The organism is Arthrobacter sp. NPDC055138 (assembly GCF_053607305.1).
Genome location: NZ_JBSGTH010000002.1, coordinates 542,642 through 568,356 on the forward strand (window position 1 = coordinate 542,642; position 25,715 = coordinate 568,356).

The window sequence follows — 25,715 nt, forward strand, 5'->3', positions numbered from 1 at the left end:
GCCTCAGCCTAAGGCAGCAGCGTACCTGCCGGTAGACATCCGCAACCGATCGTCGCACCACTGGGCCTGGCGCTCGTCGTGGGTCACCATGACCACTGCTTTCCCGGCGAGTGCCCGCCGCAGATCCAGCAACAGGTCGTCTGCCGCCTCGCGGTCAAGATGGGCGGTCGGTTCGTCCAACAGCACCACGTCCGAGTCGGCCAGCAGCGCCCTGGCCACGGCCAACCGCTGCCGCTGGCCGCCGGAGAGGAAGTGCCCGCCCGGGCCGATCCGCGTGTCGAGGCCCTCCGGGAGTCCGGCGAGGAATCCGCCGAGGCCCACGGCGGCCAGCGCCGAGCGCATCCGCTCCGCGCTGGGCGCCTGGTCAGGCCGCCGGGCCAGCAGCAGGTTGGCCCGCACCGTCGAGTTGAAGAGGTGCGCCTCCTGCGGCATCCAGGCGATGGCGGAGCGCGGCGCATCGCCGGCCGCGCCGTTGACCAGATACCGGCCGGACGCCAGCGGCAGGAAGCCCAGCAGCACGCCCAGCAGGGTGGACTTCCCGCTGCCCGACGGCCCGGTCACGGCCAGCCATTGCCCGCGCTCCACCCGCAGGTCCACGCCGGCGAAGGCGTCCTGCGCCGCGTCGGGATAGCGATAGGACGCGTCCCGCAGCTCCAGCGTTTCGACCGCTGGCCCGTCGGCCACGTCGTCGGCCGGGATCTCGGTGCTGCCCAGGTCCGGCGCCACCCGCGCCCCGGCGGCCCGCCAGGCGCCCCATTGCTGCACTGCGGTGTTGACGGCCATGAAGGGTTCCACCAGCGCCAACTGCATCAGGACGACGACGGCGGCCACCCCCGGAGCGGTGCCGCCGGCTGTTCCGATCATCACCACCGCGGCCAGCGAACAGGCCAGCGCGGTCAGTCCGTGGCCCAGTCCCTGGGCCCAGGCGCTGCGCTGCACTGCCGCCGTCGCCTGCCGGTCCAGCCGGCGGGCCCGCTGCAGCAGTGGCCGGGCTGCCGTGTTGGCGGCGAGATCCGGCGCGGCTGCCAGCAACCGCGTCACGGCGTTCAGCGACCTGCCCTTGAGCTGGACGTTGGTAGCCTGCGCGTGCCGGTCCGCCCAGCGGGTCACGGCCGGTGCCAGCACCACGCAGACCGCCGAGAGCAACAGCTGCCAGCCGAGGGCCGCAGGCATCAGCAGCGCGGTGGCCACACAGGAGGCCGCGGCCACCAGCAGGCCCACCAGCGGGGCGAAGACAGCCCGCGGAGCCACATCGCGCAGTTCGTCCACATCTCCGACCAGCCGTTCCAGCGCGCCGCCGCCGCGGGCCAGCCGCCGCCAGGCTGCCGGCCGCTGCAGCAGTCCGTTCCACAGCCGGATCCGCAGCCGGTCGGTGCTCTCGAAGACTGCGTCATGCAGTTTCAACCGTTCCTGGTACCGCAGCACCGAGCGTCCGATGCCGAAGAACCGGACTCCCACGATGGAAGTCATCAGGTGCAGGATCGGGGGCTGCTCGCTGGCGTAGACAATCAACCAGCCGGACAGACCGGCCAGCGAGACGGCGAAGAGTGCCGCACCAAGGCCAAAGCACAGCGCGGCCAGGAACCGCGGGCTCCACGGCCGCAGCAGGGCCGCTTGCCGCCACAGGCCGGGTCCGGCGGGGACTTCCGCGCTCGGCGCGTCCGTCCGGGGGCCCGGTGACCCGGCCACGGAATCGGTGTGTTCGGTGTCCGGCTCCGCGGATGCTGCCTGTCCAACGTGTCCAGCCGACGCCGCGGCATGTGCTGCCGGGGCGATTGACGGGCCCACCGGCACCACGTGGTCGGCGAGCGCCGCCGTGTCCGGGTCATGGGCCACCAGCACGGTGGTCACGCGGCCGCGAAGCCCGGCCAGCGCCGCCTCGATGGCGCGTGCACTCTGCTCGTCCACGTGGGCCGTGGGTTCATCGGCAAGCAGCACATCCACGCCGGGGACGTGCTCGATCCGGGCCAGTGCCCGCGCCACGGCCACCCGGCGCAGTTCGCCGGGGCTGAGGTCGCCGGTGTCGGCGTCCGCCAGACCGGCGGCGTTTACCCGTGCCAGCGCTTCCGCCGCTGCCGCCCGCCCCGCGGGTCCGGTCAGCCCCGCATACAGTGCCACCTCTTCGGCCGCCGTCGCTTCCGAGGGAACCGGGTGCTGCGGAATCCAGGCAATCCGGCCGCGATGTATGCCGGACACTTCCCCGGCCAGCCGGATGCCCGCGCCGTCGCGGCGAAGGCCGGCCAGCACTTCCAGCACTGTGCTCTTACCGCCGCCGCTCGGTCCGGACAGGGCTGTGATGCGACCCGCCGGCGCGGTAAAGTCCAGCCCTTCCAGCATTTGCCCCCGCCCGGAGTACCCCGCGGCCAGCCCGGCCACCCGCACTTCCGGCGCTCCCCCGCCTGCGGCAGCCACGGACCCTCCGGCAGCCAATGGACCGGCGGCGGGTACCAGTGGCCGGCCGGCCGGCGCGTCCAGCACGGCGTTGCTGCGCTTGAGCGATTCCACCCCGTCTTCGCTCGCGTGGTGCGCCGAGCCGAGGTCGCGCAGCGGCTGGAAACAGTCCGGTGCCAGGATCAGCGCCAGCAGCCCGGCTTCCAACTCCATCCCGCCATAGACCAGCCGGATGCCCACAAACACGGCCACCACGGCCACGGAGATGGTGGCGATCAGTTCCAGCGCCAGAGAGGAGAGGAAGGCCACCCGCAAGGTGGCGATGGTCCGTTCGCGGTAAGCGCCGGCGACATCGCGCAGCGCCCTGGTCTGTGCCGCGGCCCGGCCCAGCCCGACCAGGACCGGAAGCCCGCGGGCCAGTTCCAGCAGGTGGTCGGACAGCCGGTCCAAGGCCGCCGCGGCCTGTTCCGTCCGGTCTTCGGTGTGCTTGCCGATCAGGATCATGAAGACCGGCACCAACGGCAGCGTGAGCACCACGATTAGCGCGCTCACCCAGTCCGCGGCCAGGATCCGCAGCCCCACCAGCAGAGGTACCACGGCACAGGTCACCAGTGCCGGCAGGTACTTGGTGTAATAGTCGTCCAGGTTGTCCAGGCCCCGAGTGGCCAGGACGCTCAGGGCGCCGTCGCCGGCAGAGTCCGCTCCGTCAGATGTTGCACCTCCGTCGTCCAGGATCCGCGCGGAGAGGCGCGCCCGCAGGTCCTCCTTGACTCCGGCTGCGGCCCGCTGCGCCGCCACGTCCTGGCCCCAGGCCGCCGCAGAGCGCAGCACTGCACCCATGACGCCTGGCAGCAGTACCCCGTCCCAGCTGAAGGTCCCGGTCGCCAGGCCGGCCACCCCGGCGGCCACGGCAGACGCGAGCAGCACCAGTCCGGCGGCCTTGACCGCCGCGGCCAGCCCCAGCAGGTACAGGGCGCGTTTGCCGGCAGCGCCCACCGGCAGCATGGGTTTCATTGTGCGACGACGGCGTGTGCGGCGGGGATGGCCGACGAGCTCACCCGCTTGCGGAACACCCAGTAGGTGTAGCCCTGGTAGACCAGCACCGCCGGGATGCCGAAGAGCGCCACCACGCTCATCACGCCCAGCGTGTAGTCGGAGGACGAGGCGGATTCCACCGTCAGGCTGAAGGCCTCGTCGAGCGTGGACGGCAGCACCGTGGGGAACACTGCGCTGAAGATGGTCACCGTGCCGGCAATCAGGAAGACGCCGAGCCCGGCGAAGGAGAGCCCCTCCCGGCCGGCCTTGGCCATTAGCCAGGCGGCCACCGCGCCGGCGGCGGCAACCCCAAGGGTCACAACCGTGACCGGCTCGCCGTTGCGCAGCACCAGCGCCGCGGCCCAGACCGCCATCGGCAGCAGCGCCACCGGCAGCCAGCGCTGTACCAGTGCCTTGGCCCGCAGCCGGACGTCGCCGTCGGTCTTCAGGGTCAGGAATGCTGCCGCGTGCACCAGGCAGAAGCCCACCACGGCCAGGCCGCCGAGCACGGCGTAACCGTTGAACCAGGCGAATGCACCGCCCACCCGGTCGCCGTTGGCGTCAACGGGCAGCCCGGTGGTGGTCAGGGCCAGCATGGCGCCGACGCCGAAGGCTGCGATCAACGAGCCCAGCGAGATCGCCCAGTCCCAGCCGGACCGCCAGCGGTCGGAATCCACCTTGCCGCGGTATTCGATGCCGACGGCGCGGAAAATCAGGGCCAGCAGCACCAGCACCAGGGGCAGGTAAAGGCCGGAGAACAGCGCGGCATACCACTGCGGGAAGGCCGCAAACGTGGCGGCCCCCGCAGTGATCAGCCAGACTTCGTTCCCGTCCCAGACCGGACCGATGGTGTTCAGCAGCACGCGGCGTTCGGTGTTGTTCCGGGCGAAGCCGCGCATCATCATGCCGACGCCAAGGTCGAATCCTTCCAGGAACAGGTAGCCGGTCCAGAAGAAGGCGATGACGATGAACCAGACGGTGGGCAGGGTTTCCATGTAGTCCTCTTATCGTTCCGTGGGAGCCGGATCAGTAGGCGAAGCCGAGCACATCGGCTTCGCTGTCCTTGCCGCGGCCGCCGGTGCCGTCGCCGCCGCCGTCCGGGCCGCCGTCGTCGTCCTTCTCCGTGCCTTTCGCGGGCGATCCGTGCAGCAGTTCCGGCATTGCCGAGGGCACACCGCCGCGGCAGTAGGTCACGAGCAGCTTCACTTCCACCACCAGCAACGTGCCGTAGACCAATGTGAAGGCGCTCAGCGAGAAGATCAGTTCGGCCAGCGAGACCCCCGGCGAGACCGCGGCGGCGGTGAACATGAAGACGTTGTCGATGCCGTCGGGGTCCGGGTTGGGCGCCACCACGAACGGCTGGCGGCCCATTTCCGTGAAGATCCAGCCGGCCGAGTTCGCGCCGAACGGAGCCAGGATGCCGAACACGGCCAGCCGCATCAGCCACTTCGATTCGGGCACGGTGCCCTTGCGCACCACCCACAGCGCGACGACGGCGGCGGCCGCCGCCAGCATGCCGAAGGTGATCATCATGCGGAAGCCCCAGTAGGTGACCTCCATGACCGGCACGTAGTTGATTTCGGTTCCCGCGCGCTCGCCGTAGATCGGATTGTCCGGCAGATGCGTGCCAAACCGTTCCTGGTACTCCGGCAGCAGGGTGTTGATGCCGCGGATGTCGGTGTCGAAGTCGCCGTTGGCCAGGAAGGAGAGCATCCCGGGCAGTTCCACCACGGCCACCATGTCGCTGCACTCGTTCGACCCGAGGTCGCCGATCGACAGGATGGAGAAGCCGGTGCCGTCGTGGCAGGCGGCCTCGGCGGCAGCCATCTTCATCGGCTGCTGGTCAAACATGAGCTTGGCCTGCAGGTCACCGGTGAGGGAGACGCCGGCAAAAGAGACAACCGCGACGACGGCGCCGATCCGCAGCGAGCGGAGCCAGACCTTATGGTCCGCGGCGTCCCGGCCGCGGGCGGGATCCGATCCGACAATCACGCGGCCGTCCGCGCCGACCGTATCGATGCCGTCGCGGCGGCGCTTCCACAAGTGGTACCAGCTGATGCCCAGCAGGAAGCCGCCGGCCACCGAAAGGGCGCCGAAGATCGTGTGCGGGAAGGCCACCAGCAGGGTGTTGTTCGTCAGCACGGCCCAGACATCCACCATGACCGGCCGTCCGTCGATCATTTCGACGCCGACCGGGTGCTGCATCCAGGAGTTGGCGGCCAGGATGAAGTAGGCCGAAGCGATGGTCGCCAGCGAGGCGCACCAGATGCTGAGCAGGTGCACGGCCTTGGGCAGCCGGCCCCAGCCGAAAATCCACAAACCCAGGAAGATGGATTCAACGAAGAACGCCAGCAAGGCCTCCATCGCCAGCGGGGCGCCGAAGACGTCGCCGACGAAGCGGCTGTACTCGCTCCAGGCCATGCCGAACTGGAACTCCTGGACCAGGCCGGTGGCCACGCCCATGATGAAGTTGATCAGGAACAGCTTGCCCCAGAACTTGGTCATCCGCAGGTACTGATCCTTGCGGGTGCGATACCAAGCCGTGTGCATGATCGCGACCAGCAGCCCCAGACCAATGGTCAAGGGCACCATCAGGAAGTGGTAGACGGTGGTGATGCCGAACTGCCACCGCGCGATTTCCAGTGCTTCCAACCCGTGCCTCCCGGACTGATGTGCTTCCCGGACGGATCCGGAGTCATTTCTACATCCTGTAGAACTTAATCTTCTACGTACTGTAGAACATTTGCCCGAAAGACGGTAAATTAGAGACCAAGAGCACGGTCGCGGGAAGATTCCGCAGGCCGTTCATGCGACGTTAAGAGACGAAAAGGAACCAAATGGCTACTCTCGGAGAGCTGGAACGGGCAGTCATGGACGTGCTGTGGTCCCAGAACGCCGCCGATCCTGAAGAAACCGGACTGACTGCCAACGAACTGCGGGACCTGCTGGCACAGACCACCGCCGACGGAGCGGACGGCAAGGAACTGGCCGTCACGACGGTCCTGACAGTGCTGTCCCGCCTGGAGAAAAAGGGACTGGTCCAGCGCGGCCGGGACATCCGGCCGCACCGCTACCGGGCAGTCACCAGCCGTGAAGAACACACCGTGGAGCTGATGCACGAAGTACTGGGCTCGGCGCCGGACCGCGAGGCAGTCTTGGCCAGGTTCATCGGCACCGTGAGCGAACAAGAGGCCGAGGCACTGCGCAAGATCCTCTCTTCCAGCTAAAGCCGCATGTTTCTGGCCTCCTACCTGCTCGCCGCCCTGGCGGTCATTCTGGCGTGGCCGGCTCCCATCATGCTCTCGCGGGCACGCTGGACTGCCCGCAGCCCGGAGACGGCACTGGTGCTGTGGCAGGCCATCGCCCTGGCCGGCGGGTTGTCCATGATCGGCGCCATGCTGACATGGGGGCTGGAACCGCTGGGGGAAAACCTGCTGCAGGGCCTTCGTGGCCTGACCAGCCTGCTGCTGGACGGCAGCCCTGACGCCGGACTTGACCTGATTCATGTGTTCGCGCTCAGCGCGGCCCTGCTGCTGACCGTCCACCTGGTCTTCACGCTGCTGCTGACCTACTACAAGATCCGCAAACAGCGCGGCCGGCACCGTGACCTGCTGAACTTGCTCAGCTCCCCGTCCGCAGACTCCCCGCGGACCCTGGTGATCAACCATCCCGCACCGGTCGCCTACTGCCTGCCGGGCGGCGGCGGCTCCGTCACGGTGCTCTCGAACGGATTGCTCGAGTTACTCTCCCCGGACGAACTGCGGGCCGTGATGACGCACGAAAAGGCGCACCTGGACCAGCGCCACGACCTGTTGCTGTGGGCCTTCGCCGCCTGGCGGTCGGCCCTGCCGTGGCTCCCCACCTCGAAGCTGGCCCGGACAGCCGTGAACGAACTGACCGAAATGCTCGCAGACGACCACGCCCTGAAGACCTCGGACCGCGAGACGCTGATTCGGGCCATCGCCGTCGTCGCTGCGGGCGAGCGGCCGCAGCCGGGGGCAGCGACAGTGGCCACCGGAGTCGGCGACCCTGCCAAGGCCTTGCTCGGCGCGGCAGAGACGGAGACCTTTGTCACGGCACACCGGCTGCGGCGGTTGCTCTCCCCCGTTCCGGGCCTCGGCCGCCCCGCGCAATCGGCGGTGCTGCTGGGTTCGGCACTGCTACTGGCGGTGCCGACCGCGCTGCTGGTGGCACCCGGCCTGGCGTCTTAAGCGTCGATCCGTTCGCGGTCCAGCATTGAGGCTCCGGCAACGATGAACTCCTTACGCGGAGCCACATCCGATCCCATCAACAGATCGAAGGACCGCTCGGCCGCTTCGGCGTCCTCGATCCGCACCCGGCGCAACGTGCGATGCCTTGGTTCCATGGTGGTTTCGGCCAACTGGTCGGCGTCCATCTCGCCCAGGCCCTTGTAGCGCTGGATCGGTTCCTTGTACTTCCTGCCATCCTGTTCCAGCGTGGCGAGCAGCTTGTGCAGCTCGTTTTCCGAATAGGTGTACACCACTTCGTTGGCTTTGGAACCGGGGTTGATGATCTCCACCCGGTGCAGCGGCGGCACCGCGGCGTAAACCCGGCCGGCATCGACCAGCGGCCGCATATAGCGGAAGAAGAGCGTCAACAGCAGGGTTCGGATGTGCGCGCCGTCGACGTCGGCGTCGGTCATCAAGACGACCTTGCCGTAACGGGCGGCATCCAACTGGAAGCTGCGGCCGGAGCCGGCCCCCACCACCTGGATGATGGCGGCACATTCGGCGTTGTTCAGCATGTCTCCCACCGAGGCCTTCTGAACATTGAGGATCTTGCCGCGGATCGGCAGCAGCGCCTGATGGTCCGAGGAACGGGCCAGCCGGGCGGTGCCCAGGGCACTGTCGCCCTCCACGATGAACAGCTCGGACCGTTCGACCTCGTTGGTGCGGCAGTCGATCAGCTTTGCCGGCATGGTGGATGTCTCCAGCGCATTCTTCCGCCGCTGGGTTTCCTTGTGCACGCGGGCCGAGATGCGGGATTTCATCTCGCTGACGACCTTCTCCAGCAACAGCGCGGTTTGCGCCTTGTCCCCCCGGTTCGATGAACCGAGCTTCGCCGCCAGTTCCTTCTCAACCACTCGCGACACGATGGCACGCACGGCAGAGGTGCCGAGGATCTCCTTGGTCTGGCCTTCGAACTGCGGCTCGGCCAGGCGGACGGTGAGCACCGCGGTCAGCCCCGCGAAGACGTCGTCCTTCTCGATCTTGTCGTTGCCCGCTTTCAGCTTCCGGGCATTGGCCTCGATCACCTTGCGGAACGTTTTCAGCAGCGCCTGTTCGAAACCGCTCTGGTGCGTGCCGCCCTTGGGCGTGGCGATGATGTTCACGAACGAACGCACGGTGGTGTCGTAGCCGATGCCCCAGCGCAGGGCCACGTCCACCTCGCAGTCGCGGTCGACCTCGGTAATTTTGCTGTGCCCGTTTTCGTCGAGCACCGGCACGGTTTCCTTGAACTTGCCCGAACCGTGGAAGCGCCAGACATCGGTGACGGCACTGTCATTGGCCAGGTAGTCAACGAACTCGGCAATGCCGCCGTCGTGGTGGAAGACCTCTTCGAACGGACCGTCTTCGCCGGGGGTACCGGGCAGCCTGCGCTCGTCGCGCAGCGTGATCTTCAGCCCGGGAACCAGGAAGGAGGTCTGCCGGGCCCGGTTCTGCAGATCTTCGTAGGAAAACTTGGCATCCGGGGTGAAGATTTGCCGGTCTCCCCAATACCGGATGCGTGTGCCGGTCACGCCGCGCTTGGCGGTGCCGACGACTTCCAGCTTGGAGCCGGTGACGAACGGCTCGAACGTGGACTCCGGGCCCGGGCCCTTGGCCGGATCGATGAACTTTCCGGGCTCGCCGCGCCGGAAGGACATTCCGTAGGTCTTGCCGCCGCGGTCAACCTGGACATCCAGCCGGGAGGACAGCGCGTTGACCACGCTGGCGCCCACGCCGTGCAGACCGCCGGAGGCGGTGTAGGAGCCGCCGCCGAACTTGCCGCCGGCATGAAGTTTGGTGAACACGACTTCGACGCCGCTCAGACCGGTCTTGGGCTCGATATCCACCGGGATGCCGCGGCCGTCGTCATGGATCTCCACGGCCCCGTCCGGGTGCAGGGTGATCTTAATGCTCTGCCCGTAGCCTGCCAGGGCCTCGTCCACCGAGTTGTCGATGATTTCCCAGAGGCAATGCATCAATCCGCGGGAATCGGTTGAACCGATGTACATGCCCGGCCGTTTGCGGACGGCTTCCAGCCCTTCCAGGACGGAAAGGTGACGTGCTGTGTACTCAGACTTCGTTGGCGCCACGTGTAAAGTGCTCCTTGGCAAGACAGAACTGCGGTTCCTAGCCGCGGCCCGCCGCGAATAACGGACCGTTACTAGGCTAATCCCCTTTGCCTGCGCACCGGTGCACCGCGCCGAGCCGAGCCGCAGCATGTGACGCAGCTCCCTGCTGTTACCCACATGTGATACGCGGTGAGCGAAAGTGACCCAAAGATGCGAAGTTTTGGGAGGTCCGGATGGTTGTATGGATAGACGCACTCGTAAGGAGGTCATCATGACAACAGCAGTAGCCCCCCGTGAACTGACCGCAATGGACCGTTGCGACCGTTGTGGCGCTCAGGCCTATGTACGGGTGGTCCTGGCCTCCTCTGGCGGCGAACTCCTCTTCTGCGGGCACCATGCCCGGCAGCACGAGCCGCAGCTTCGCTCGAAAGCCTCGGAGTGGCAGGACGAAACCGGCCGCCTGACCGAAAAGGCCGGCGCCGGCGCCGAATAGGCCCTGGCCGAATAGCTGCCGGCGCAGCCTGACCGCGCACGGCAGGGCCTGACAGGTACCCACGTTGAAGGGCGCCGTTCCCCGGAGAGGGAACGGCGCCCTTCGCTTGTCCGGCGGACCGGCAGTTTCCGACGGCGGCATCCGCGGCTTGTTCTGCTGCGTCATCGCCGACGGTTTAACGGCAGCACGGCCGAAGGTTTAACGCCGGCAGGGCCGACCCCCTCTCGGGGAGCCGGCCCTGCCGCTACGTTGTGGGATCAGTCCAGGTAGTCGCGCAGTACCTGCGACCGCGACGGGTGCCGCAGCTTGGACATGGTCTTCGATTCGATCTGGCGGATGCGCTCACGCGTGACGCCATAGACCTTGCCGATTTCGTCTAAAGTCTTCGGCTGACCGTCGGTCAGGCCGAAGCGCATGGCCACCACGCCGGCTTCACGCTCGGACAACGTGTCAAGCACCGAGTGCAGCTGTTCCTGCAGCAAGGTGAAGCTGACGGCGTCGGCGGGAACAACGGCTTCGGAGTCCTCGATCAGGTCGCCGAACTCGGAGTCGCCGTCTTCGCCCAGCGGCGTGTGCAGCGAGATCGGCTCGCGGCCGTACTTCTGGACCTCGACGACCTTTTCGGGGGTCATGTCCAGTTCCTTGGCCAGCTCTTCGGGCGTAGGCTCGCGGCCCAGGTCCTGAAGCATTTGGCGCTGCACGCGGGCGAGCTTGTTGATGACTTCCACCATGTGCACCGGGATGCGGATGGTGCGGGCCTGGTCCGCCATGGCGCGGGTGATGGCCTGGCGGATCCACCAGGTTGCATAAGTGGAGAACTTGAAGCCCTTGGTGTAGTCGAACTTCTCCACCGCGCGGATGAGGCCCAGGTTGCCTTCCTGGATCAGATCCAGGAACAGCATGCCGCGGCCGGTGTAGCGCTTGGCCAGCGAGACTACCAGGCGCAGGTTGGCTTCGAGCAGGTGGTTCTTGGCCCGCTTGCCGTCGTGGACAATCTGCTCCAGGTCGCGGCGCAGCCGCGTTTCCATGGTGCCTTCGTCCTTGGCCAGTTTCTCTTCGGCGAAGAGACCGGCCTCGATCCGCAGCGCGAGGTCTACTTCCTGCTCAGCGTTGAGCAGGGCAACCTTGCCGATCTGCTTCAGGTAGTCCTTGACGGGGTCCGCGGTGGCACCGGCGGAGACTACCTGCTGGGCGGGAGCGTCGTCGTCGTCGGCATCGGAGTAGACGAAGCCGGAACCGGTTTCGCCTTCCTTGCCCTTCTTGGCACCGGCTTCCTCGGTGGCTTCGACATCTTCGTCCGCGGGATCCGTCTCTACGTCCGAATCTTCGTCGACTTCTTCCGTGGCCGGATCGGCGGCACCCGCATCCTTCTTGGCGGCGGCACCCGGCTTCCGGCCGCGCCGCTTGGGAGCGGCTTCTGCCGCTGACTGGGCGCCGGTGCGCTTGGCAGTCGCGGACTTCTTCGGAGCGGAGGCAGCAGTCTCCTCTTCGGGAGCTGCAACAGTCTTCTTGTCCGGTGACACAGAGAACCTTTCGTACGGCGGTCTGTGACGCTACCTGCGGGCAACACCACTATGACCCTGTCAAGTCCGTGTTTGATTTCAAACCAAAGTCACGGACGCAGGGTCTGCATGGCATAACCTGATCCGCGGCTGCGGTATTCCCGAAGGATGTACCGCTGTTTGAAACACGAACCCAACCGGGTCTCGGTTCCCATTGTCTCACGATTCAGTCCGCCGGAAGAACCGGATTTGGGCCCCCCTTCCGTCGCGGCTAGGCGGCCAAATGCCTCCGGCCGGGCCAAGCAGTCTCCCGGCGGCGTGCCCACATGGGCAGCATCCCGCTGGCCGCCAGTTCCCGAACCAGCTCGGCGAGCCGGTAGCCGGGCCGTTCACGCAGGCACGCTTCGGCGCGCTGATGGGCATGCGAACCGCGGCCCCTGGCCCATTCAATCCAGGCGTGCAGCGTTCCGGCCGCGGCGCGCGCGTGGCCGGCCCCCACCGCGTGTAGCTGCGCGAGTAGTTGCGCCGTGGCGTCCACACGCTCCCAATCCGGCGCCCGGGGCGAATCACCGACCAGGATCTTCGACAAGTCGCGGGCTGCCACGGAGTCGCCGGTCTCCGGCAACGGCTCGGCTTCCGCCTTCCCAGCTGTGCAGTGATCTGGCTCAGTGACGAGGCCCGCCGCTCTTGCCCACAGGAAAGCGTTCTCGAGACCGCTGCAGGCGAAGATGGCGATGGCGTCACGCACCGCGTTCTCGGTCAGGCTCGCGAGCAAAAAGGCTTGAGCCTGGGCAGTCATGCTTCCCGCTTGGTTGGCGGTCAAGGCATCCTCCCACCGGCGGAGGGTAGACAAGTAAACAGACGGAGACGTCCAGCTTCCGGCAAGTCCTTCGGCCAACTGGTCCGCCTCCGCCTGCAGGGCCGCCGGCGGATCCGGGGCCGGGAATGCGGCATCGGCAGACGGTTCGTCGGCAGATACAGCCTGGCTAGCTCCGGCCACGGGGTGGTCTCTGCGGGACGTTGCCGGTGCCGGTTCGGCTGCGGCCTCCGCCGCCGACGCGGCATACGTGCTGCCGTTGTAGACGAGTTCGGCGTTCAACGCGCTGTCCCGGATCTGCGACACCGGGCGCCCGGGCAACGGGCAGCAGCTGGTGTCGGTGCAGTACAGTTCGCGCCAATGCGTTGTGCCCACCGTCCAGCCGCTGCGGACCGGCAGCCCAACGTCGGCCAGGGAGCGGCCGAGGGCGGCGACCAGTTTTGCATGAGGCGGCCGGTCCGGCGTGCGCCACGCCTGTTCGGTGTAGAGGATTAACAGTGAGGAGTCTGCCTCCGCGTCGGAGCGCAGGTAGTCGGCTGCAGTCTCGGCGAACAGATCCAGCTGGCAGCTCTCCCCGTTCTCGGGGAGGTCCAGGCGCAGGGTGGCGCCGAGCCGGCCGCCGGCGAGGGACAAGAGCACCACGCTGGAGGAGGGCATGAATCCCAGCGTGTGCGGCACGAAGCCCAGGACGTCGGCGGGCTGGCGGGCCGTGATCTTCTTCTTCTCCATGGCAGAAGCCTGCCGCCGAGTGACCTCGGCGGCTATGCATCGGATAGAGCCTGTGGACAAAGGGGGCCGCAGCGGGCTCCGTGGAGGGAAGCTGGTCAGCCGCGCCGGTTTCCGCCGCTCTCCCGGCGTTCCCGGATCCGTTCGCGGCGCCTGCGCCGGTCCCTGGCCAGAGCATCCCGCAGCGGCGGCACAATGACTCCGCCGTGCGACATCCGCGTCCGCACCCGTTTACGCACGGTCAATATAGCCAGCGTGCCGCCGATCAGGAAGACGAATTGAAGGCTGAAGGCCAGCTTGAACGAGTCCAGCGCATACAGCTCGCCCTGCGAGAAACCGCTGGCCAGCAACGCATCCAGCACCACGCCCATGCCGAACATCACCAGCAGCGCCGAAATGAAACCGCCGACGTTGACGATGCCGGTGGCGGTGCCGGCGCGGCTGAGCGGATTGAACGTCCGCGCAAAGTCGAAGCCAATCATGGATCCCGGGCCTCCGACGGACACCGCCATCACCAGCAGCAGAAGCAGCCAGAACGGTGCCGGGCCGGGGTAAAGCAGCACGCACAGCCACGCTGCCGACATGGTCCCAATGATCAACAGGACCATGGTGGAGCGTCGCAACGGATGCCGGCCCACCCAGCCGCCCAGCAGCGGACCCGCAACGAAGGATGTCAGCACGGCTACCGTCATCAGCACCGAGGCTGCCGCCGGGGTGAGACCTTGGGCGGAGACGAGGAAGGGGTAGCCCCACATGAGCATAAAGACATTGGCGGGGAACTGGACCGTGAAATGAGTCCACAGCCCCAGCCTGGTGCCCGGTTCCCGCCAGGCATCTGCCAGGGACGCCCCGGTCTGTCGCAGGGTCGGCGGCAACGGCTTCTTCAGTTGCGCCGGCTCATTGCGGACCACGGCGAGCGCCAGCACGAAGGCCAGCGCGGACAGCGCGGCCACGGAGAGGAACGCCGGCGTCCAACCCGCAAGGTTCAGGATCGCCACGAAGGGGATGACGCTGATCAGTTGGCCGATTTGGCCCAGCTGGCCGGTGAGCTGGGTCAGCAGCGGAATGCGCCTCGCACTGAACCAGCTGGGCAACAGCCTCAGCACCGACACGAAGGTCATCGCGTCGCCCGCTCCCACGAGGATACGGCCTGCCAGACCCTCCGGCACGGACGAGGCAAAGGCCAGTGCGGTTTGCCCGGCCAACATCAGCAGGGCTCCACCGGCCACCATCATCCGCGGCCCGTACTTGTCCACCATCAGGCCGACAGGGATCTGCAGCCCTGCGTAAACCACCAACTGGACCACGGTGAAGGTCGACAGCGCGGCGGCGGTGGCGTCGAAGCGTTCGGTAGCCTGCAGGCCGGCTACGCCGAAAGAGGTGCGCTGGGTGATCGCGACCAGATAGGCGAAAATTCCGCTTCCCCACACCCACCATGCACGCCGCGAATCCATTGCTCCATTATTGCCCGCTTCCCGGGGCGCAGGACTAATCGGAGGTTCCGGGCTCGGCGGAAGGCTCCGTGCCCCCGTCCTCACCGGCGGCGGGCTGTGTGGCGAGGAATGCTTCTACCGCGGCACCGAGCTCGTCGGCGTCGGGCAGCTCTTCGTTGTCCTTGACCAGCAAGGAACGGCGCTCTTCGTGCCCGGCATATTCGTCGTACCGCTCTTCGAGGCGGACGACCACGCGCTGGACATCGGCTGAGTCCTGTACCTGCCGGTCGATCTGGCCTTCGACGTCGCGGCCGTTCTCGCGCAGCCGGTCGGTCGGGAGCATCAGCGACGTCGCGGCGCCGAGGTATTCCAAGGCGGCGACGGCGGCGGGCGGGTACTGGGCGTCCGCCAGGTAGTGCGGCACGTGGATGGAATAGCCCACCACGTCCCGGCCGGCTTCGGCCAGCCGCATTTCCAGCAGCGGCCCGATGCCTGCCTGCAATTCGGCTTGGGGCTTCCAGGTGGTGAAGCCGTCGATCAGATCCTGCCGGGAGCCGTGGACGGTGACACCAATTGGCCGGGTGTGCGGCACCGGCATGGGCAGCGACTGGACCCATGCCACCAGGCGCGTCTGGAGCCGGTTCGCCAGCCAGACGACCGCGCCGGAGAAACGGTCCCATTGGTAGTCGGGTTCGGGACCGGTCAACAGCAGGAACGGCGTGCCGAGCCCGTCGACCAGCCGGTAGAGCTCGATGGCGGGCACTTCGTAGTCAGTAAAGTGATCCCCCGCGAAGGTGATTTTGGGCCGCCTGCTGCGGTAGTCCACCAGCTGGTCGGCATCGAAGGCAGCAACCAGCTGGGCATCGAGCTCGTCGAGCAATTCGTCGCCGATCTGCTCCACCACGTGACCGGCTTCGGCTGCCCCGGTGAACCCCATCACGAGGTCAAGCCCGCGCAGCGCGGGTGAATCAAACAACTCAGCGTTGGTCGACATCAGCGACCGTGGATCCAACAATGTTTCCCTCCGTTCCGGCATCATCTTCCCTGCCGTGCATGGCCTTTACACATGCCAGCGCCGGAGCTGGCCGAAAAATTCCGCGGCTGTGGACCTCGTACAAGGCGTCCGAAACAGCGCATCCGTGCGCGAGAGACTACGATCGACAGGTGCAGGCCCTGTTCCGGCAAACGCCTGGTGGGGTTTTTCTGCTGCAACTAACTGTAAACACAACGGTATGCAACCGGTGAGCGGCGGCCACACCCGTTCCGCGCTGGCCGGCTGAAGGACAAGTTAGGACAGATCTGCGTGATCCCCACGACCGAGCTTAAGCTCAGCGCCATTGCCAAGGATGTCAGAAAAGCCAAGTCCGATGCCCTCGTCATCGCGGTCGGGCAGGGCGGCGACGGCCCGGTCCTGCTGGAGAATCCGTTATCGGCCAAGTCCGCCCAGGCCTTGGCCGACAGCCTGCCGTTGCTCGGAATCACCGGCGCAGCCGATGAAGTCCACCGGCTGCCGGGGCTGCCGGAGTCGGGCACGGATGTGCTGGTGTTGGCCGGCGTCGGAAAGCTGCCGCCCGGCAATGCCGTGACCACCGAGACCCTGCGCCGCGCCGCCGGCTCTGCGGTGCGCCAATTGGCCGGGGTCCGGTCGGTGGCCTTGGGCTTGCCGGCGGCCACCGTGGCCGAAGCCACGGCCGTGGCCGAAGGCGCCGCGCTCGGCGCCTATGCCTTCAATGAGCACCGCAGCCGCGAAAACGATGGCCGCCGCCCGGTCGCCGAAGCCACAGTGCTCACGCCGGTTGCCGGCGACAAGCAACTGGCCAAGGCGCTCAAGCGGGCCTCCGTGCTGGGACGGGCGGTCAATGCGACGCGCTCCCTGGTCAACCAGCCGCCGAGCCACCTCTACCCCGAGTCTTTCGCCTCGGCAGCTGCACAGATGGCCAAGGGCCTGCCGGTCAAGGTCACGGTCATGGACGAGGACAAACTGGAGAAGGACGGCTACGGCGGCTTGACCGGCGTCGGCAAGGGATCGACGCGGCCGCCGCGGTTGGTCAAGGTTGAATATGCCCCGGCCCGGGCCAAGGCGAAGCTCGCCTTCGTCGGCAAGGGCATCACGTTCGACTCCGGCGGCCTGTCGCTCAAGCCCGCTGCCGGCATGATGACGATGAAGTGCGACATGGCGGGCGCCGCCGTCGTTCTCAATGCTGTTTTGGCGATCGCCGAGTTGGGCCTGCCGGTGAAGGCCACCGCGTGGCTGTGCCTGGCGGAGAACATGCCCTCGGGCACCGCCTCCCGTCCCTCCGACGTACTCACCATGTACGGCGGCAAGACGGTGGAAGTCCTCAACACCGACGCCGAGGGCCGGCTGGTGATGGCCGACGGGCTGGCCGCGGCCAGCGAGGAACATCCCGACGTGTTGCTGGACGTCGCCACCCTGACAGGTGCACAGATGGTTGCGCTGGGAAGCCGGGTGGGCGCGGTCATGGGCGAAGAACCCGTGCGGGACGCCGTGAAGGCTGCCGCGGACCGGGCGGGGGAACTGTTCTGGCCGATGCCGCTGCCGGAGGAACTGCGCTCCGGCCTGGATTCCCAGGTGGCAGACCTGTCCAACATGGGCGACAAGTACGGCGGCATGCTGACGGCCGCGATCTTCCTGCGCGAGTTCGTGGGCGAAACCGCCGGCGTGCGCATCCCCTGGGCGCACTTGGATATTGCCGGACCGGCCTTCAACGAAGGCTCGCCGCACGGCTACACCCCGAAGGAGGGCACCGGCGTCGCAGTGCGCACCCTGGTGGCCTACGCCGAGGATGTGGTCGCCCGCAGCGCTTGAGGCCTGTATCGCCGCCCACCTTTCGGCGTGAATCCGCCCACAATCGGGCCCTGTGGTGCTGTCACCAAGTAGATGATGGTATGCGGTACCGCTAAGGTGAAAACCAAACCAACTTCGATCTTCAACCCAATCAACTCATCGACGTGTCACCACACGTTACGAACACGCGAGGGAGCGTTCACGTGGCCGATTCGGCAACAGCGCAAGAATTCGACATCCTGGTCCTCGGCGCCGGCAGCGGCGGTTATGCCGCGGCCCTGCGCGCCGTGCAACTGGGCTTCACCGTCGGCCTGGTGGAGAAGGCCAAGCTCGGCGGCACCTGCCTGCACAACGGCTGCATCCCCACCAAGGCCCTGCTGCACTCGGCCGAGCTGGCCGACCACGCCAAGGACGCCTCGAAGTACGGCGTGAACCTGAGCATGGACTCGATCGACATGGCCGCCGTCAACGCCTACAAAGACGGCATCATTGCCGGCAAGTTCAAGGGCCTCACCGGCCTGATCAAGTCCAAGGGCATCACCGTCATCGAGGGTGAAGGCAAGCTCGTCGGCACGGACACCGTCGAGGTCGACGGCACCGTCTACAAGGGCAAGAACATCGTTCTGGCCACTGGCTCCTACTCGAAGACGCTCCCCGGCCTCGAAATCGGTGGCAAGGTCATCACCTCCGACCACGCCCTGCAGATGGACACCCTGCCCAAGAGCGCGGTGATCCTCGGCGGCGGTGTGATCGGCGTCGAGTTCGCCTCCGTCTGGAAGTCCTTCGGGGTGGACGTCACCATCGTCGAGGGCCTGCCCTCGCTGGTCCCGAACGAGGACCCGGCCATCATCAAGCAGCTGGAGCGCGCCTTCAAGAAGCGCGGCATCAAGTTCAACACCGGCGTCTTCTTCGACAAGGTGGAGCAGAACGACGACGGCGTGGTGGTCACGCTGGCCGACGGCAAGACGTTCGAGGCCGACCTGTTGCTGGTGGCAGTGGGCCGCGGCCCGAGCACTGCCGGGCTGGGCTTCGAGGAAGCCGGCGTCACGGTGGACCGTGGCTTCGTGATCACCAACGAGCGCCTGCACACCGGCGTCGGCAACATCTACGCCGTCGGCGACATTGTCCCGGGCGTCCAGCTGGCACACCGCGGATTCCAGCAGGGAATCTTCGTGGCCGAGGAAATCGCCGGCAACAAGCCTGCCGTGATCGAGGACATCAACGTTCCGAAGGTCACCTACTGCGATCCGGAGATCGCCTCCGTCGGCCTGAACCAGCCGCAGGCCGAAGAGAAGTACGGCAAGGACAACGTGGAGACGGTCGAGTACAATCTGGCCGGCAACGGCAAGAGCTCCATCTTGGGCACCAGCGGCATCATCAAGATGGTCCGCGAGAAGGACGGCCCCATCGTCGGCATGCACATGATCGGCGGCCGCATCGGCGAGCAGATCGGCGAAGCGCAGCTGATCGTCAGCTGGGAAGCGTACCCGGAGGATGTTGCGGCACTGATCCACGCGCACCCGACCCAGAACGAGGCGCTCGGCGAAGCCGCCATGGCCCTGGCCGGCCGTCCGCTGCACGGATAACAAGCTTCCCTGAGTGCACCCGTCCCCACCGGACGGGTGCACTAGGCTCAAGAATAAGACTCGATGTACCGGCCAGTCCGGAAAATAGACTCAAAGGAGAACGGGGACGACATGTCTGAAACCGTGAACTTGCCCGCCCTCGGTGAAAGCGTCACCGAAGGCACTGTGACCCGCTGGCTGAAGCAGGTCGGCGACCGCGTCGAAGTCGACGAACCGCTGCTCGAGGTTTCCACCGACAAGGTCGACACCGAAATCCCCTCTCCCGTAGCCGGCGTGATCGAAGAGATCCTGGTGGCCGAGGACGAGACCGCCGACGTCGGAGCCCCGCTGGTGCGCATCGGCGACGGTTCCGGTTCCGGCCAGGCCGCCGAAGAGGCTCCCGCCGAGGAAGCCCCGGCAGCAGAGCCGCAGCAGGAGGCTCCCGCCGAGGAAGCCCCGAAGCAGGAGGAGCCCCAGCAGGAGGCTCCCGCGCAGGAAGCCCCGAAGCAGGAGGAGCCCCAGCAGGAGGCTCCCGCCGAGGAAGCCCCGGCCGCCGGTTCCGGCGAAGGCACCGAAGTCACCCTCCCGGCCCTGGGCGAGAGCGTCACCGAAGGTACCGTCACGCGCTGGCTGAAGCAGGTGGGCGACACGGTTGAGGTCGACGAGCCGCTGCTCGAGGTCTCCACCGACAAGGTCGACACCGAGATTCCGTCTCCGGTGGCCGGCACGGTCCAGGAGATTAAGGTCGCCGAGGACGAGACCGCCGAGGTCGGTTCCGTGCTGGCCATCATCGGCACCGGTGCCGCTCCCGCCAAGGCGGAGCCGAAGGAAGCCGAGCCGGTTGCCGCAGCGCCGGCCCAGGACCGCGAGGCCCCGGTAAAGGAGCCGGCCCAGGCCGAACAGCCCGCCGCCGAAGCACCCAAGGCAGAAGCCCCCAAGGCCGAGGCGCCTGCCGCCGAAGCCCCGAAGGCGGCGCCGGCCCCGGCCGAGGCTGCTGCAGCCTCCGACGCCGGCTACGTCACCCCGCTGGTCCGCAAACTGGCCAACCAGCACAAGGTGGACCTGTCCACCGTCAAGGGCACTGGCGTGGGCGGACGCATCCGCAAGCAGGACGTGCTCGAAGCAGCCGAAGCCGCCGCCAAGCCGGCGGCTCCCGCCGCAACCTCCGCAGCCGCTCCGGCCCAGGCAGCAGCCTCGGCCAAGCGCGGCACGGTCGAGAAGGCGCCGCGGATCCGACAGGTCATTGCCCGCCGGATGCGCGAGTCGCTGGACGCCTCCACGCAGCTCACCCAGGTCCACGAGATCGACATGACCAAGGTGGTCAAGCTCCGCGAACGCGCTAAGAAGTCCTTCCAGGATCAAAACGGCGTCAAGCTGACCTACCTGCCCTTCATCGCCAAGGCGGTGGCGGAGGCGCTCAAGCAGCACCCGAAGCTGAACGCCGAGTACGACGAGGAAAAGCAGGAGATCACCTACCACAACGCCGAGCACCTGGCGATTGCGGTGGATACCGACAAGGGCCTGCTGGTACCGGTCATCAATGACGCCGGCAACCTCAACCTCGCCGGCCTGGCTGGCAAGATTGCCGACGTCGCTGCCCGCACCCGGAGCAACAAGATCGGTCCGGACGAGCTCTCCGGCGGCACGTTCTCCATCACCAACATCGGCAGCGTCGGGGCCCTGTTCGACACTCCGATCATCAACCAGCCGCAGGTGGGCATCCTCGGGACCGGCAGCATCGTCAAGCGCGCCGTGGTGGTCCAGGATGAGAACGGCGACGATTCGATCGCTATCCGGTCGATGATGTACCTCTCGCTGACCTACGACCACCGCCTGGTCGACGGCGCGGATGCAGGACGCTTCCTGCAGACGCTGCGGGCACGATTGGAAGCCGGGCAGTTCGAGGCAGACCTGGGCCTCTAGCCCGTTCGGTCGGCACCACGCACGATTCGGCGGCGGGCTGCGTTCACTCTTGGACGCAGCCCGCCGCTGTTTCGTCTCCACTCCGGCTGCTACTACACCCAGTAGAAATATTCGGTTTGCCGCGGCATGCCGCGGATTGGCGCCCGCTGCCGGCCGCTAAGCTGGGCCTATGGACATCCTCTACAGCATTCTCGTCTTCCTGCACGTCGTCGGTGCGGCCATGATCGTCGGCATCTGGATCGGCAACATGAAGAAGCCCACCGTTCACCCGCGCCAGTTCGACGGCGCCGCACTGCAGGTCATCACCGGCGTCATTATGATGGGCCTGATTCCGGCCATGGACCTGGATGCAAACTATGTGAAGCTGACCACCAAGCTTGTCATCGCGCTTGTGGTTCTCGTCCTCGCGTTCATCGGCCGCCGCAAGTACAACGCGGGCGAACCGATTTCGGCCGGTCTGGCGCATTCCGTCGGCGGCTTGGCGCTCCTGAACGTCGCGATCGCGACCTTGTGGAACTGACCCTCTAAAGCTCCTGACACTGCGGCCGGCCCCGAGACTACGGGCCGGCCGCAGTGGCTTAAGCCGGGGCCGCCGGACAGGCAGTGGCAACTCCCCTAGTATGAAAAGGACGGCACCGGCCGCTTTCGGCCGGACCGGCATGGAACGCAACAGAGAACTTCAACCAAGGAGGACACATGGCTGCAACACGTTCTGCCAGCACCGAATGGAAGGGCGATCTCTTCACCGGCAGTGGCCAGACGACTTTCGAAACGTCTGGAATCGGCACCTACGAGGTCACCTGGAAGGCACGGGCGGAGCAGGCCGAAGGAAAGACGAGCCCCGAAGAGCTTCTGGCCGCCGCCCATGCCACCTGCTACTCGATGCAGTTCAGCAACATGCTCAAGGAAAACGGCACCACCGCGGAGAGCATCAAGACCTCGGCGGCAGTGGACTTCGTCCCGGGGACCGGCATCACCGAAATTCGCCTGACCGTCAACGCCACCGTGCCCGGCATCAGCGAGGATGACTTCCAGCGCCTGGCCACCGGCGCCAAGGAGAACTGTCCGGTATCCGGCGCCTTGGCCTCGGTTCCCAGCATCACACTGGACGCTACCCTGGCCAGCTAGTCGCGAACCTGATTGGCGGAAGAACCCCGGCGCATCGCTGATGCGCCGGGGTTCTTCCCGTTCAGGCCTTGTTCGCTAGCGGAGGTCAGCGCACATCCTGCGGCCGCGGCGGCAGCGGTCCGGGGCGCAGCATGGGGTAGCCGGCGCGCGACGGTGGCTGGTCGGTGGGCAGTTCGCCCAGCATCTCCTTGAGAATCCCCACCCCGTGCTCCAACTGCGGGTCCTCCCCCGCGCCATACGCGTGCGGCGGGAACGGCACCTCGATGTCCGGTTCCACGCCGTAGTTCTCCACGCCCCAGCCCACGCCCTGCGTGAACCAGAACGCATACCGCGGCTGCGTGACTCCGGTGCCGTCGGCCAGCGCAAACTTCGCGTCGATGCCGACCACTCCACCCCAAGTCCGTGTCCCGATCACGGGGCCGATGCCACGCAGCTTGCTCACCTGCGTGATGATGTCTCCGTCGGAACCGGCATATTCATCCGTGAGCAGGACGACCGGGCCCCGCGGAGCGTGTGCAGGATAGGTGCCCGGCTGCTCGCCGCGCGCGAGGTTCCAGGCGTTGACTTTGCGGCCGATCAGTTCGGCCACCAGCTGCGAGGTGTGGCCGCCCCGGTTGCGCCGGACATCGATGATGAGGGCGTCCTTGGCCGTCTCCACGTCCAAATCACGGTGCAATTGCGCCCAGCCGCGGGCCACCATGTCCGGGATGTGCAGGTAGCCGAAGCGTCCGTTCGATGCGTCACGGACATTCCGGCGGTTGCCGGCGACCCAGTTCTGGTACCGGAGCCGCTCCTCGTCGCGGATCGGGATCACCGCAATCCGCCGCTGCAGGCCGGCTTCCGGGCTGCCGGTGCCGTTGACGATGGTCAGTTCGACCGTCTTGCCGGCGGCGCCCACTAGCAGCGGCGCAGGCCCGGCGAGCGGATCCACCGGGATTCCATCCACGGCCGCAATCACGTCGCCCGGCTGGACGGCCGCGCCCGGCGCAGTCAGCGGAGACAGCGCCAGCGGATCCGAGGATTCTTCGGCCAGGATCTTGTGTACGGTCCATCCGGCGTCGGTCCGCACCAGATCGGCGCCCAGCAGACCCTGCTTGCCGGCGCCGGGTTCGGTGACCGGGGCGGGCATGACGTAGGCGTGCGAGGTGCCGAGTTCGCCGTGCAGCTCCCAGAGCAGGTCCACCAGGTCATCGTGGGAACCGAGGCGTTCCACCAGCGGCCGGTAGCGATCGTAGACGCCCTGCCAGTCCAGGCCCGCCATGTCCTCGGCCCAGTAGAAGTCGCGCTGCAGCCGCCAGGCCTCCTCGAAGGCCTGGCCCCAGACCTTGAGCGGCTCCAGCGTGAGCCGGATCCGGCTCAGGTCCACCAGCACGCTCTCCGGCGAATCGTCGTCGACTTTTCCGGCGGCGGGCACGGCCCTGACCTGCGACTTGTGCACGTACACCAGGCGCTTGCGGTCCTGCGACATTTCGTAAGCATCCAGGGCCGGCACCAGCACGGAAACCTCGCGCCGGGAGAGGTCGAACCGCTCCAGCCGCTGCGACTGCTCCGCATCCTCGGCCGAGGCTCGTCCTTCTCCGGTGACACCGGCGGGATCACTGGCCAGCCACAGCAACGCACCGTCCACCGCGGTGAGGCGTGTGTAGCGGCCCTGCTGGACCGGGACCGGGATGATCCGTTCGGCCAGCCGTTCGGCGTCCACCGCGATCTCCGCGGCGGCGGGCTTGGCCTCGCCGCTGTCCGGCGGGCCGTCTTGGTCCTTCTCCCCCGCCGGCGGCGCATCCGGCAACGTGCCGTGCACCGAGGGGCCGAACGGCGAGGGGGTGGCGGCGGCCAGGGCCACCAGGAACGGCTTGGTCGATGCCGGGAAACCCAGATCGAAGCTGTGAGTGGAATAGACCGGGTCGAAGCTCCGCTCGGAGAGGAAGGCTGCGAACTTGCCATCGGGGGTGAAGGCCGGTCCGTGGTCGCGGAAGCGTCCATCGGTGACATCGATGATGTTTCCCGTGCCGTCCGCCCGGACCAGCCGGAGCCGGGTGCGGGTGCCTTCCGCCGTCACCGGCTCGGCCCACAGGATCCAGCGTGAATCGGGTGAGAAGGCCAGTTCGTTGACCGCCCCGTGGTCGGTGCCCGCGAGCCGGCGCAGCTCCCCGCTCTCCGCGTCCAAGACCAGCAACTGTCCGTACTCGGTGGCCACCGCCGCCAAAGTGCCGTCCGGGCTGGCTGCGAGCGCGCTCACCCGGTCCGGCCCGGGCAGTTCCACCCGGCGCAACTGTTGCGGGGCCAGCGGCGCGGCCGAACGTGCCTCGGCTTCCTGGACATCCCCGCGGCCGCCCTGCTTACCGCCGGAGCGCACTTCCACAATGGGTTGGGATTGGGTCGGATTGACGACGGCGGAGGCCGAGACCGGGCGCGGCAAGCCGACCGGCTCCGGTTCCGCGGGTGCCGCGCTGGCTTCGGCGGGAGCGGTCGCTTCCGGCGGGGGAAGCTGTTCGAAAACCTGGCGGATGTAGAGAGCTTCTTCGCCCCCGTGGTCGGCAACGTAGACCACCCGCGAGTCACCCAGCGGCCGCGCCAGCCGCGCCCGGACGCCCGGCGTGGACTCCACCACGCGGGAAGGACCGTCCCGATGGGTCAGCCAGTGCACTGTTCCGTGCGCCTCGATGACTGACGCGGTTCCCTTCGGATTCGGCACGGCCGACGCCAAGTGCTGGGCCGCATTGAGAGGGCGGCTGCGCCGGCCGGTCGAGGCCGACCCCAACGTGAGGTTAATCCGGTGCGGCTCCGCCGCCAGGGAATCGAGCAGCCACAGCTCTCCTGCGGACTCGAAGACCACCCGGGTGCCGTCCGTGGAGGCATGGCGGACGTAAAAGCCGTCATGATCGGTGTGCCGGCGCAGGTCCGCCCCGTCCGGACGCACCGAATACAGGTTGCCGTGGCCTTCATGGTCGCTGAGAAACGCTACTCGGTCTCCGACCCACATCGGATCGGCCAAGTTCCCGTCCAGCTCAGCAGCGAGGCGACGGAATTCGCCGCCTCCATCGCGGTCGATCCACAGCTTTCCGGCCGTGCCACCGCGGTAGCGCTTCCACCAGGCCGGTTCGCGCGAGAGCACGCTGCCGACCACCACGGGCCGCTCGTCGCCAAGCTCCGGCCCAAACGCGACGGACTCAACCGGGCCATAAGGCAACACGCGGGCGCCGGAGCCGTCCAGCGGCACGGCGTAGGCCCAGGTGTGGCGCGATTCTTCACGCTGGAACGAACTGGTCACCAGGGCTTCGCCTTGGGGTGTGAATCCTTTGACCCTGGTGGAGGCATGTCCCCAATAGGTCAGCTGGCGGAAGCCGCCGCCGTCGACTGAGGCAGTCACTGCCTCCGGCGCGCTGGCCTGCACCACTCCCCAGACCAGACTCTGACCGTCGGGCGAGAATTTGGGGTTCCTGGCCGGCATTTGAAGTGACGAAACCCGCCACGCCCTGCCCCCGGCAAGCGGGCCCACCCACACATCGTCCTCGGCGACGAACGTGACCAGATCGGAGTGCACGTGCGGGTAGCGGAAGTAGCTGGATAAAGTCATGCCTCGATCTTAGTCACGGCC

The 25,715-nt window shown here is 67.3% G+C and carries 17 protein-coding genes; 8 read left to right on the forward strand and 9 right to left on the reverse strand.

All coding sequences use genetic code 11. The features are described 5' to 3' along the window. Nucleotides 1–3: 3 nt before the first annotated feature. From cydD to ACWF5H_RS07675, 3 genes are read right to left on the reverse strand one after another with little or no spacing between them, the layout of a single operon-like run. On the reverse strand, nt 4–3,405 hold the full coding sequence (gene cydD, locus ACWF5H_RS07665; RefSeq protein ID WP_452035942.1) for a thiol reductant ABC exporter subunit CydD: 3,402 nt from the start codon (nt 3,403–3,405) through the stop codon (nt 4–6). Further along, nucleotides 3,402–4,421 (reverse strand): cytochrome d ubiquinol oxidase subunit II, encoded by a 1,020-nt coding sequence (gene cydB, locus ACWF5H_RS07670; RefSeq protein ID WP_452035944.1) that lies wholly within the window; start codon nt 4,419–4,421, stop codon nt 3,402–3,404. Before cydB ends, cydD begins: the two co-directional genes overlap by 4 nt. Nucleotides 4,422–4,452: 31 nt before the next feature. Next, the gene (locus ACWF5H_RS07675) at nt 4,453–6,078 is read right to left on the reverse strand and encodes a cytochrome ubiquinol oxidase subunit I (RefSeq protein ID WP_452035945.1); all 1,626 of its coding nucleotides are present in this window, start codon (nt 6,076–6,078) and stop codon (nt 4,453–4,455) included. Between the two features lie 185 nt (nt 6,079–6,263). On the opposite strand from ACWF5H_RS07675, the gene ACWF5H_RS07680 reads away from it, so the two are divergent. After that, a complete protein-coding gene (locus tag ACWF5H_RS07680) occupies nt 6,264–6,653 on the forward strand; it encodes a BlaI/MecI/CopY family transcriptional regulator (protein WP_364649750.1) in 390 nt (129 codons plus the stop codon). A 6-nt stretch (nt 6,654–6,659) separates the two neighbouring features. Then, complete coding sequence (locus ACWF5H_RS07685) at nt 6,660–7,637, forward strand: M56 family metallopeptidase (protein WP_452035946.1); 978 nt, start codon at nt 6,660–6,662, stop codon at nt 7,635–7,637. Here ACWF5H_RS07685 and ACWF5H_RS07690 read toward each other — a convergent pair. Further along, nucleotides 7,634–9,745 (reverse strand): DNA gyrase/topoisomerase IV subunit B, encoded by a 2,112-nt coding sequence (locus ACWF5H_RS07690; RefSeq protein ID WP_452035947.1) that lies wholly within the window; start codon nt 9,743–9,745, stop codon nt 7,634–7,636. The two genes, ACWF5H_RS07685 and ACWF5H_RS07690, sit on opposite strands and share 4 nt — an antisense overlap. 250 nt (nt 9,746–9,995) lie before the next feature. Here ACWF5H_RS07690 and ACWF5H_RS07695 point away from each other — a divergent pair, with 250 nt between their 5' ends. Continuing rightward, on the forward strand, nt 9,996–10,217 hold the full coding sequence (locus ACWF5H_RS07695; RefSeq protein WP_414960124.1) for a DUF7455 domain-containing protein: 222 nt from the start codon (nt 9,996–9,998) through the stop codon (nt 10,215–10,217). Between the two features lie 257 nt (nt 10,218–10,474). Here ACWF5H_RS07695 and ACWF5H_RS07700 read toward each other — a convergent pair whose 3' ends face one another. From ACWF5H_RS07700 to ACWF5H_RS07715, 4 genes are all read right to left on the reverse strand, one after another. Continuing rightward, on the reverse strand, nt 10,475–11,740 hold the full coding sequence (locus ACWF5H_RS07700; protein ID WP_452035949.1) for an RNA polymerase sigma factor: 1,266 nt from the start codon (nt 11,738–11,740) through the stop codon (nt 10,475–10,477). Nucleotides 11,741–11,990: 250 nt separating this feature from the next. After that, nucleotides 11,991–13,265, reverse strand: coding sequence for a DUF4192 family protein (locus ACWF5H_RS07705; protein WP_452035950.1), 1,275 nt, complete (start codon nt 13,263–13,265; stop codon nt 11,991–11,993). A gap of 95 nt (nt 13,266–13,360) precedes the next feature. Then, complete coding sequence (locus ACWF5H_RS07710) at nt 13,361–14,716, reverse strand: MFS transporter (protein ID WP_452035952.1); 1,356 nt, start codon at nt 14,714–14,716, stop codon at nt 13,361–13,363. Nucleotides 14,717–14,750: 34 nt separating this feature from the next. Continuing rightward, the gene (locus ACWF5H_RS07715; RefSeq protein ID WP_452035953.1) at nt 14,751–15,734 is read right to left on the reverse strand and encodes a proteasome assembly chaperone family protein; all 984 of its coding nucleotides are present in this window, start codon (nt 15,732–15,734) and stop codon (nt 14,751–14,753) included. A 264-nt stretch (nt 15,735–15,998) separates the two neighbouring features. On the opposite strand from ACWF5H_RS07715, the gene ACWF5H_RS07720 reads away from it, so the two are divergent. From ACWF5H_RS07720 to ACWF5H_RS07740, 5 genes are all read left to right on the forward strand, one after another. Next, complete coding sequence (locus tag ACWF5H_RS07720; protein ID WP_452035956.1) at nt 15,999–17,522, forward strand: leucyl aminopeptidase; 1,524 nt, start codon at nt 15,999–16,001, stop codon at nt 17,520–17,522. A gap of 182 nt (nt 17,523–17,704) precedes the next feature. Then, entirely contained in the window at nt 17,705–19,087 is a 1,383-nt protein-coding gene (lpdA, locus tag ACWF5H_RS07725; protein WP_452035958.1) for a dihydrolipoyl dehydrogenase, read from the forward strand. A gap of 111 nt (nt 19,088–19,198) precedes the next feature. Continuing rightward, on the forward strand, nt 19,199–20,989 hold the full coding sequence (sucB, locus tag ACWF5H_RS07730; RefSeq protein WP_452035959.1) for a 2-oxoglutarate dehydrogenase, E2 component, dihydrolipoamide succinyltransferase: 1,791 nt from the start codon (nt 19,199–19,201) through the stop codon (nt 20,987–20,989). A gap of 169 nt (nt 20,990–21,158) precedes the next feature. Next, nucleotides 21,159–21,509 (forward strand): hypothetical protein, encoded by a 351-nt coding sequence (locus tag ACWF5H_RS07735; RefSeq protein WP_452035961.1) that lies wholly within the window; start codon nt 21,159–21,161, stop codon nt 21,507–21,509. Between the two features lie 176 nt (nt 21,510–21,685). Further along, a complete protein-coding gene (locus ACWF5H_RS07740; RefSeq protein WP_364649717.1) occupies nt 21,686–22,117 on the forward strand; it encodes an OsmC family peroxiredoxin in 432 nt (143 codons plus the stop codon). 85 nt (nt 22,118–22,202) lie between these two features. Here the strand turns inward: ACWF5H_RS07740 and ACWF5H_RS07745 are convergent, their stop codons facing one another. Next, nucleotides 22,203–25,694 (reverse strand): S41 family peptidase, encoded by a 3,492-nt coding sequence (locus ACWF5H_RS07745; protein WP_452035962.1) that lies wholly within the window; start codon nt 25,692–25,694, stop codon nt 22,203–22,205. Nucleotides 25,695–25,715 lie beyond the last annotated feature (21 nt).

Excerpts from the sequence above, each read along its gene's own strand:
- cydD (WP_452035942.1), bottom strand. The coding sequence starts at position 3,405 with ATGAAACCCATGCTGCCGGTGGGCGCTGCCGGCAAACGCGCCCTGTAC.
- cydB (WP_452035944.1), bottom strand. The coding sequence starts at position 4,421 with ATGGAAACCCTGCCCACCGTCTGGTTCATCGTCATCGCCTTCTTCTGG.
- ACWF5H_RS07680 (WP_364649750.1), top strand. The coding sequence starts at position 6,264 with ATGGCTACTCTCGGAGAGCTGGAACGGGCAGTCATGGACGTGCTGTGG.
- ACWF5H_RS07685 (WP_452035946.1), top strand. The coding sequence starts at position 6,660 with ATGTTTCTGGCCTCCTACCTGCTCGCCGCCCTGGCGGTCATTCTGGCG.
- ACWF5H_RS07695 (WP_414960124.1), top strand. The coding sequence starts at position 9,996 with ATGACAACAGCAGTAGCCCCCCGTGAACTGACCGCAATGGACCGTTGC.
- ACWF5H_RS07705 (WP_452035950.1), bottom strand. The coding sequence starts at position 13,265 with ATGGAGAAGAAGAAGATCACGGCCCGCCAGCCCGCCGACGTCCTGGGC.
- ACWF5H_RS07710 (WP_452035952.1), bottom strand. The coding sequence starts at position 14,716 with ATGGATTCGCGGCGTGCATGGTGGGTGTGGGGAAGCGGAATTTTCGCC.
- ACWF5H_RS07715 (WP_452035953.1), bottom strand. The coding sequence starts at position 15,734 with ATGATGCCGGAACGGAGGGAAACATTGTTGGATCCACGGTCGCTGATG.
- sucB (WP_452035959.1), top strand. The coding sequence starts at position 19,199 with ATGTCTGAAACCGTGAACTTGCCCGCCCTCGGTGAAAGCGTCACCGAA.
- ACWF5H_RS07735 (WP_452035961.1), top strand. The coding sequence starts at position 21,159 with ATGGACATCCTCTACAGCATTCTCGTCTTCCTGCACGTCGTCGGTGCG.
- ACWF5H_RS07740 (WP_364649717.1), top strand. The coding sequence starts at position 21,686 with ATGGCTGCAACACGTTCTGCCAGCACCGAATGGAAGGGCGATCTCTTC.
- ACWF5H_RS07745 (WP_452035962.1), bottom strand. The coding sequence starts at position 25,694 with ATGACTTTATCCAGCTACTTCCGCTACCCGCACGTGCACTCCGATCTG.